Here is a 7,307-nt window from a genome sequence, read left to right as displayed (position 1 = left end):
TGATCCACTGCGCTGAACTCGTGCTCACAGACGCCGTCATGGATGGCGATCTGGTCGTCGGCGACGTACATCTCGGCTCTATCGCGGGATTGAACCTCGAAATCAGTCTTGCCGATAACGTCATGTGTCTGTCCCGGGTCAGCTCGCAGGTAGGCTTTGTTGACTGCAGCATAGCGGCCCTGAGTATCCTTGATCCACATCGGGTCGGGGGAGGACTCCAGAAATTCCTGCCACTGGTGCGCAGCGAGTTTTACGGCATCGACTGGCCCGGCACACGCAGAGAAATCGTCGTGCTTTCCTTCCAAGTATTTGTCTGACCGCTCCTCCACGAAGACCTCCTGTTGTAGAGTCATGTCATATGGTGTCGTACTTACTAACTAAGTATACGGTGGTGGACCTGAAAAATCAACCGACGTGTCCTGTTGTTATGACGCTCACGGTATCTGACGCTATTCCATCTGCTGTCGTAGATTCGCAAGTGCCCCTGTCCCGGGAGACCTTGTGTACAAATAGGGAAAATGTGGCACTCAATGTAGGTATGTTGCGGGTATGTCAATGGAGGTATTGTGAAAAAAATGAGAGGGCGTACTCTAGATAGGGAAGCGAGTCGCCACGGGTGGCATTGAAAAGGGTGCAACAAGAAGGAAACGCAGTTTGCGAAGCAGAGGAGTCGCAGGTAGCAAGAGTTTAGAAGGAGGTATCAGAAGATGACCGCATTGATTGTCCTGTTTGCCGCAGCGTTCTACATCTTTTTCTACTTCACGTACGGCAAAGCATTAGAAAGAAATGTCGTCAGGGCAGATGGCACAGTACCGACACCTGCAGTAAGATTGCGTGACAATATTGACTACATACCTGCAAACAAGTTTGTCCTGTTTGGCCACCACTTCGCATCGATTGCAGGTGCAGGCCCGATCGTCGGCCCTGCCATCGCGGTCGTATGGGGATGGTTCCCCGGACTGCTCTGGGTATGGTTTGGCAACCTCTTCATTGGCAGTATCCACGACTACCTGTCCTTGATGGCGTCCGTCCGCTATGACGGAAAGTCCATCCAGTGGGTCTCGGGCGAGCTCATGGGGAAGTCGTCGAAGTACATCTTCGAGGTATACATCTACTTCACGATGATCCTGATCGTCGCCGCATTCATGGGCACGTACGGAGCTCTTGCCTCGAAGAGCCCCGAGATCCTTACTGCCTCTGTCTTGTTTATGGTCGCAGCACTTGTTGAAGGGCAGCTGCTCTACAAGACGAAGCTGCCATTCTGGCTCTCGTCGGCGATCGGCGTCGCCCTCACGATCGGTGCGATCGTCGTTGGGTTTATATGGCCGTTCATCAAGTGCCCCAACATCCAGCTTCTCTACATGTTCCAGGTTATCTACATCATCCTTGCTGCGGCACTTCCTGTGTGGTTTCTGCTGCAGCCAAGGGACTACCTCAACTCATACATCCTCTGGGGCGGCATCATCATTGCTTCAATCGCAGCGGTGTTTGCGTTCCGCGGATTCAGCTGGCCGGCGTACACGAGTTTCGCCGCCAGAGTCATTTCGGGACAGCCTTCGCCGTTCTGGCCCACTGTTCCGCTGGTCATTGCGTGTGGCGCCCTGTCGGGATTCCACTCCATCGTTGGTTCCGGCACGACCTCCAAGCAGCTTGACAACGAACTCAGCGGACTGTTCGTAGGGTACGGCGCGATGTTCATGGAGGGCATGCTTTCCACCATCGTCATCACCTCCATTGGAGCATTCGGATTCACGGTGTTCCAGGGGGTCGCGGACAAGATCGCGGCAGCCGGCTTTGATCTGGCCAAAATGCAGTCTAACGCAGGGTATTTCGGTCAGGTGGGTGCCGCCGTTATCAACTCGCCAGACATCGGCATTGGTGGGGCACTGGGCATCTTCACCAAGTCATTTGGACAGATGCTCAATGTCATCAAGGTCCCCGTGAAGCTTGGGGAGACGCTCGGTGGCCTCTGGGCTTCCGCGTTTGTTCTCACGACGCTCGATACGACCAACCGTCTTGCACGGTATGCCTTCCAGGAGCTGGTCGAGCCCATCAAGAAGGTGTCCAAAGGGATCCATGGAGTCCTTGCTGACAGGTGGGTCGCTTCGATCTTCGCGGCATGCTTCGGCTGGTTCCTTATCGCCAAGGGCGGCAACGCGTACACTGCACTGTGGGCAGGGTTTGCAGGTGCAAACCAGTTGCTTGCGTCCATCGCAATGCTCACTGCCGCAACCTGGGTCAAGAAGGTACAGAAAGTGGGCAAGGGGATGCTTGCAGCAGTTCTTATTCCCACATTCGTCCTCTGGGTCACCGTCTTCGCCGCTCTGGTCTGGTTCCTGTTCGTGATTGTCCCGGTCACTGCAGCAGCACTGCAGGTCGTATTGGGTGGATTCATTATCCTGATGCTTGTTCTCGATATCTGGCTGATGTTCAATTTCTTCAAGAGCTGGAACGAGGGAAAGCAGAATAAGGCATAGGTACCGACTAAAGAATGAGGCGACTCCTCGATTCATTGAAACAAAGTTTCAGGACGTTTGACAAGGGGATGAGGGAGGATGCTACCTCCCTCATCCGCAAGCAGCTTGATGAAGAAGAGAACGTCTTTGCTCTGCTCACAATGGGCGTTTTCTCAGGCATCCCGTCGCCACCGACAGGCGTTGTCCTGAGAATCCTCCCGCACATGTCCCGCGAGATTGCTGTCATGAACAAGAGAAGTGCTGGTCTCGATGATGTGTTTTCCCAGACGCTGGGGACATTCGACATCGACTAGGAGCGTTGGTTGAAAACCTACTTTTTTCTTGGCAAGGGCGGCGTCGGCAAGACGACTGCTTCTGCGGCGTGGAGCGTGGGCCTGGCACACAGTGGCATGAAAACGCTGGTTGCATCCATCGACCCGGCGCACAACCTTGGCGATGCATTCGCCATCCGCCTGGGTGACAGGATCACGCATGTCGGGGACAACCTCGACGCAGTCGAGGTAAATATCGAAGACATGATCCGGACCTATCTTGACGAGCTCTCAGTCAAGATGAAACATACCTACAGCTACATGTCGGCGATGAACATCGACGGGTATTTCGACATTCTCAAGAACTCGCCTGGTATTGAGGAATACGCGACGATGGAGGCTATCAAGAAATTCATCGCCCTCACGGAGTACGACGCGGTCGTGTTCGACACGCCCCCGACCGGCATGACGATCCGCGTGCTTGCGATGCCTCGCGTGTCGCTGCTGTGGACCGAACAGCTGATCAAGATGCGGAAGAGGATCCTTGCGACGCGGGGAATGGTGGAGAATGTCCAGGGGAAATTCGAGGCCGAAGTCGACGGAGAGAAGGTCGTGCTCTCCTCAAGCGAGAAGGAAGACCCCATCATGCAGGAGCTGGTCAGTTACCGGGAGGAACTGCAGGCCTTGAAGGACATGTTTTCATCTGACCAGTCTTACGTCGATATTGTGACCATGGCGGAGGATCTCGCCCTGTCTGAAACGAAGAGAATCATCGAATCACTTGGCAAATTCAAGATACGGGTGAGGGCCATCTATCTGAACAAGTTTTTTGCAATGGCCAACCCACCCGAAGAGATCCAGGGGAAAATGGAGGAGCAGGAGCGGGTTGTCGGACGGATGAAGGCCGAGATCAGGGGAATCGAGGTCAAGAACATTCCGTTGTTGAGAAAGTCTCCGAGGGGCATCGATGAGCTTCTTGATGTGTATTCGAAATATCTCGTCTGACGAGGAGAAACAATGCAGGGGATAAGCGGCGATTGGGTATTGGTACTTGTTGTTCTTGGGGGAGTTGCGGTATTGCAGTTCTACCAGGGGCGGCGATTGAACATTACCCTGATCAAACACTATGTTCATGGTTTCGAGAGCAACCTCACTATCCGCGATCAGCTCTATACCTGGATTGGCGGATATTCCGGTTTCAAGGCGGACTATGAGGTGAACGAGAAGTCCATCAAGAAAGTCGAGATGACCCTGACACTTCTGGCGCGGCAGAGCCTCTTCTGGCTACCGTTCTCGTATCCCGTGAAGAGGGGAGACCGGCTGTACATCGTGCTCAGGCCGAGCTTCAAGGTGCATGCCGATGCACACATTATCAGGAACTTCTACTACCTTTTTGGGCCTGCCATCAGGGAGGCCAAAGATCTCACGAAGGGAAAGGCCGAGTTTCCAGACGCAAAGGGCTTCTATACCCTCTACGAAGAAGAAGGCGATGTTGCAAAGCTGAGGAAACTCGTTGAGGCGTCGATGGACCCAAAGAGGTTACGGCACATAGCGGTCGTCAAGGAAACCAATGTTCTGTTTTGTCTCATCAAGCCAGATCCCTTCAAGACTCCTGATGAGCTGAAGCGACTCGTTGAGAACTTTCCCAAGTACTTCTCAAGCGGGGGGATGCCCAGCTAGGTTCCAGGCGTACTCGTCGTTGTGTGGGCACGGTAACCGCACCCGGGGGAACGATTGACAGACACGTTCTAGAGGATGCCCACCTGGCGCAGTCCGGCGAGGACGGTCAACAGGAAGAATATAACAGCAACGCGACCCACCCATAGGTGGATAGTCCGTAGCTGCTTCCTATGGGAGCGCACCTTGGTCGTTATGAGCCCTCCCGCGCCCGTCAAGAATCCGACTACGATGGTTATGGCACCGAAGACGTCGTGGAGGACGCGGAGGTGCGGTCCGCCACTGGCCTGGACCATGCCGATTGCTACGACGAGTCCCGCTGCCAGCAGCACAAACGCTGTCACGGCGGCAGTCTTGTGAAGATGGAAGGAGCCCTTGCGGTGGCGTCCAAGCGTGACGGCCCAGGCGGCTGTAAGAAGCGACAGGACAGCACTGCCCATAAGGATTGCGTGAACAGGCCAGACTCGTGCATAGTCGGCGAACATCGTGAGACCTCCCTGTAACGTTGGAGACAGCGCCCATTTCCGTTGCAACGCATCACTTGTTTTATGTTATTGAGTGGCAGAGGATTTGCAACGGCAGGCCGGCGGCTTCACAATCCACCTGCATGAAAAACCAACAACTGCCGTATTGATAAGCAGTGGGCTGCGCATGTCCGCCGGGCCGACCCGTGCTTGACAAGGCAGAGTGGCCGACTATGATTGCTGCGCACCTGGAAGCCGCACAGCGGTATCTGGTGTATCAAAAAGGAGATGATTCCATGGAGTATCAGGGAACCGTCATACGTCCGGAGGACAGTGTCCGGGCATTCTTCAACCGGGTCTATGGCTGGATGGCCGGAGGCCTCGCTCTGACTGCGGCTATTGCATGGTTCGTCGGAAACAACCAGGCGATCCAGCAGGTTATCTTTGGCAACTCGCTTGTGTTCGTACTCCTCATTGTTGCCGAGTTCGGTCTGGTCATTGGGCTCTCTCGCGCAATCGCCAGGATGTCTCCGCAGACGGCGGGGCTCCTGTTCCTCACGTATGCCGCAGTGAATGGGATCGTGCTATCGTCCATTTTCATGGTGTATGCGAAGGGAGATATCACGATGGCATTTGTCGCCTCCGCCGGCATGTTTCTGGCCATGTCACTGATTGGGTCGGCTACGCGCATGGACCTGTCGAGGGTCGGCAACATTGCATTGTTAGGGCTGTTCGGCATCATCGGCATGTCCATCATCAACATCTTCACGAAGAGCACTGGCCTGGACTTCCTGATCAGCATCATCGGCATCGTTGTCTTCCTGGGGCTGACTGCCTGGGATACCCAGAAGCTGCGCAGGATGGCACTCAGTCTGGACCCCACGGGCGACAACCCGATTACCATGGCCGGAGGCAACCCGCAGGCCGAGAAGGCGGCAGTCATCGGCGCTCTGAGTCTGTACCTGGACCTGATCAACCTGTTCCTGTTCGTCCTCAGGTTCTTTGGTGGCCGAAGACGCGACTAGATCACACCCATGTTGTGAATGTGGCTGGACCTCTCCATATGAGCGGTTCAGCTATTTGTTCTGCAACGGAACCTTTACAGCCGACTTAGCGAATGATATAATTCGCTTACTATGCATACAACGAGACTCGTGAGGGTGTTCCACAGAAGGAAAGCTGTCTTTTTTGTTGTTCTGGGCGTTCTTCTCGGTGGACTCTTCCTCTGGACTGCAGGCGTTCACACATATGTTGTTAACGATGCGGGCAACGAGACGCAAATCGTCGCATTCCACAGCATGTCGGTGAGCAGCGTTCTGGCCAAGGCGAACACGCGTTCCCTGCGTCCGGAAGATGTGGTAACACCGGATGTCGCCGCGGTCATCCCCCAGGGGAAAATCGCTATCGTGCGCGCCAAGCCGGTCACACTTACCATTGATCATACAAGCGAAACCATCTATTCGACCGCTGGGACGGTCGGAAAGCTTCTTGCGGAGAACGGCGTCAAACTGAACACGGCAGACAAGGTCAGCCCGGCTCCAGCGAATCCGGTGCCGTACAACAAGGACATAGTCGTCAAGCGCACGACCTACGCTTACACCAGCAAGACCGAGGCCATCGCATATCAGCGTGTCTACAAGAAAAACCCGTACATGGAAGTCGGACGCAGTTACATCAGCGTCATGGGTCAGAACGGCCTCCTCAAGAAGACCATCAAGGTGACCAAGGTCGCTCAGAAGGCAGTCAGTTCAGCTGTCGTCAAGACGCAGACCATCAAGTCTGTTGTCCATGAGGTTTATGACGTCGGTACTGCTCACCTGGATCTCAAGCCCACGCGCACCTATACCATGTCTGCTACGGCCTATTCGAACAGAGCCTCCACGATCCTCAACGGCAAGGACCACCTGTCTGGTTACTCTGGCTTATGGCTTCACTACGGCACTTGTGCAGTTGACCGGCGCCTTATCCCCATGGGGACAGTGCTGTATGTCCAAGGGTACGGCTACGCGGTCGCAGCGGATACGGGTTCCGCCATCATCGGAAACCGCATCGACCTGTTCTTCAACTCCTACGGCGACGCATGTCGCTGGGGTCGCCAATCGGTCAAAGTCTACGTCCTTCCCATCACGCGGAGTCAACTGTATAAGAAACTTGGCATAACATAGGATTGTTATCGAATAATGCGAACCCCCCCGGCAGTACTGCCGGGGGGTTCGCATGTTCTGTCGCTTGGTGTCCCCTTCAGGGCACGCTCAGCGCCCACGTTCGCGGATGAGGACTGGCTCTCCATCGTCGATGAGGACTTCTGGCAGCAGCGGGCGACCGTTGTAGGTTGAACTCATGGACCATCCATACGCGCCCGTGTCGCAGATGGCAAGAAGGTCTCCCTGCTCAGGCAGTGGTATGGAAATGTCCCGGTCGAAGCAGTCTGCAGACTC

At 55.0% G+C, this 7,307-nt stretch carries 8 protein-coding genes and 1 pseudogene; 6 read left to right on the top strand and 3 right to left on the bottom strand.

Features of this window, described 5'->3' with window-relative positions:
* Positions 1–329, bottom strand: a 329-nt coding sequence (locus SMC5_RS06185) for a PAS domain-containing protein (RefSeq protein ID WP_165848999.1), incomplete at its 3' end; no start/stop codon positions are given.
* A gap of 378 nt (positions 330–707) precedes the next feature.
* Here SMC5_RS06185 and SMC5_RS06180 point away from each other — a divergent pair.
* The 4 genes from SMC5_RS06180 (at position 708) to SMC5_RS06165 (ending at position 4,408) form a co-directional block, all read left to right on the top strand.
* The gene (locus tag SMC5_RS06180; RefSeq protein WP_119120009.1) at positions 708–2,477 is read left to right on the top strand and encodes a carbon starvation CstA family protein; all 1,770 of its coding nucleotides are present in this window, start codon (positions 708–710) and stop codon (positions 2,475–2,477) included.
* Positions 2,478–2,545: 68 nt separating this feature from the next.
* Positions 2,546–2,770: a hypothetical protein gene (locus tag SMC5_RS06175; RefSeq protein WP_207799110.1), complete on the top strand. Its 225-nt coding sequence runs from the start codon at positions 2,546–2,548 to the stop codon at positions 2,768–2,770.
* A gap of 9 nt (positions 2,771–2,779) precedes the next feature.
* Positions 2,780–3,733: an ArsA family ATPase gene (locus SMC5_RS06170; protein ID WP_119120008.1), complete on the top strand. Its 954-nt coding sequence runs from the start codon at positions 2,780–2,782 to the stop codon at positions 3,731–3,733.
* Between the two features lie 12 nt (positions 3,734–3,745).
* The gene (locus SMC5_RS06165; RefSeq protein WP_119120007.1) at positions 3,746–4,408 is read left to right on the top strand and encodes a hypothetical protein; all 663 of its coding nucleotides are present in this window, start codon (positions 3,746–3,748) and stop codon (positions 4,406–4,408) included.
* A gap of 68 nt (positions 4,409–4,476) precedes the next feature.
* On the opposite strand, the gene SMC5_RS06160 is transcribed toward SMC5_RS06165, so the two are convergent.
* Positions 4,477–4,890 carry a cytochrome b family protein gene (locus SMC5_RS06160; protein ID WP_119120006.1) on the bottom strand — a complete coding sequence of 138 codons (414 nt, stop codon included), beginning with the start codon at positions 4,888–4,890 and terminating at the stop codon, positions 4,477–4,479.
* Positions 4,891–5,165: 275 nt separating this feature from the next.
* On the opposite strand from SMC5_RS06160, the gene SMC5_RS06155 reads away from it, so the two are divergent.
* Positions 5,166–5,894, top strand: a complete 729-nt coding sequence (locus SMC5_RS06155) for a Bax inhibitor-1/YccA family protein (protein WP_119120010.1) — start codon at positions 5,166–5,168, stop codon at positions 5,892–5,894.
* 135 nt (positions 5,895–6,029) lie between these two features.
* Positions 6,030–7,034: a 3D domain-containing protein gene (locus SMC5_RS06150; RefSeq protein ID WP_165846282.1), complete on the top strand. Its 1,005-nt coding sequence runs from the start codon at positions 6,030–6,032 to the stop codon at positions 7,032–7,034.
* A gap of 87 nt (positions 7,035–7,121) precedes the next feature.
* Here SMC5_RS06150 and SMC5_RS06145 read toward each other — a convergent pair.
* Positions 7,122–7,307: pseudogene (locus tag SMC5_RS06145) on the bottom strand (diaminopimelate decarboxylase); the annotation flags it as partial.

The organism is Candidatus Cryosericum odellii (genome assembly GCF_003570935.1).
Taxonomy (GTDB): domain Bacteria; phylum Caldisericota; class Caldisericia; order Cryosericales; family Cryosericaceae; genus Cryosericum; species Cryosericum odellii.
The sequence above is the reverse complement of the archived record's forward strand: the minus strand, read 5'-3'. Positions and strand labels throughout refer to the sequence as shown.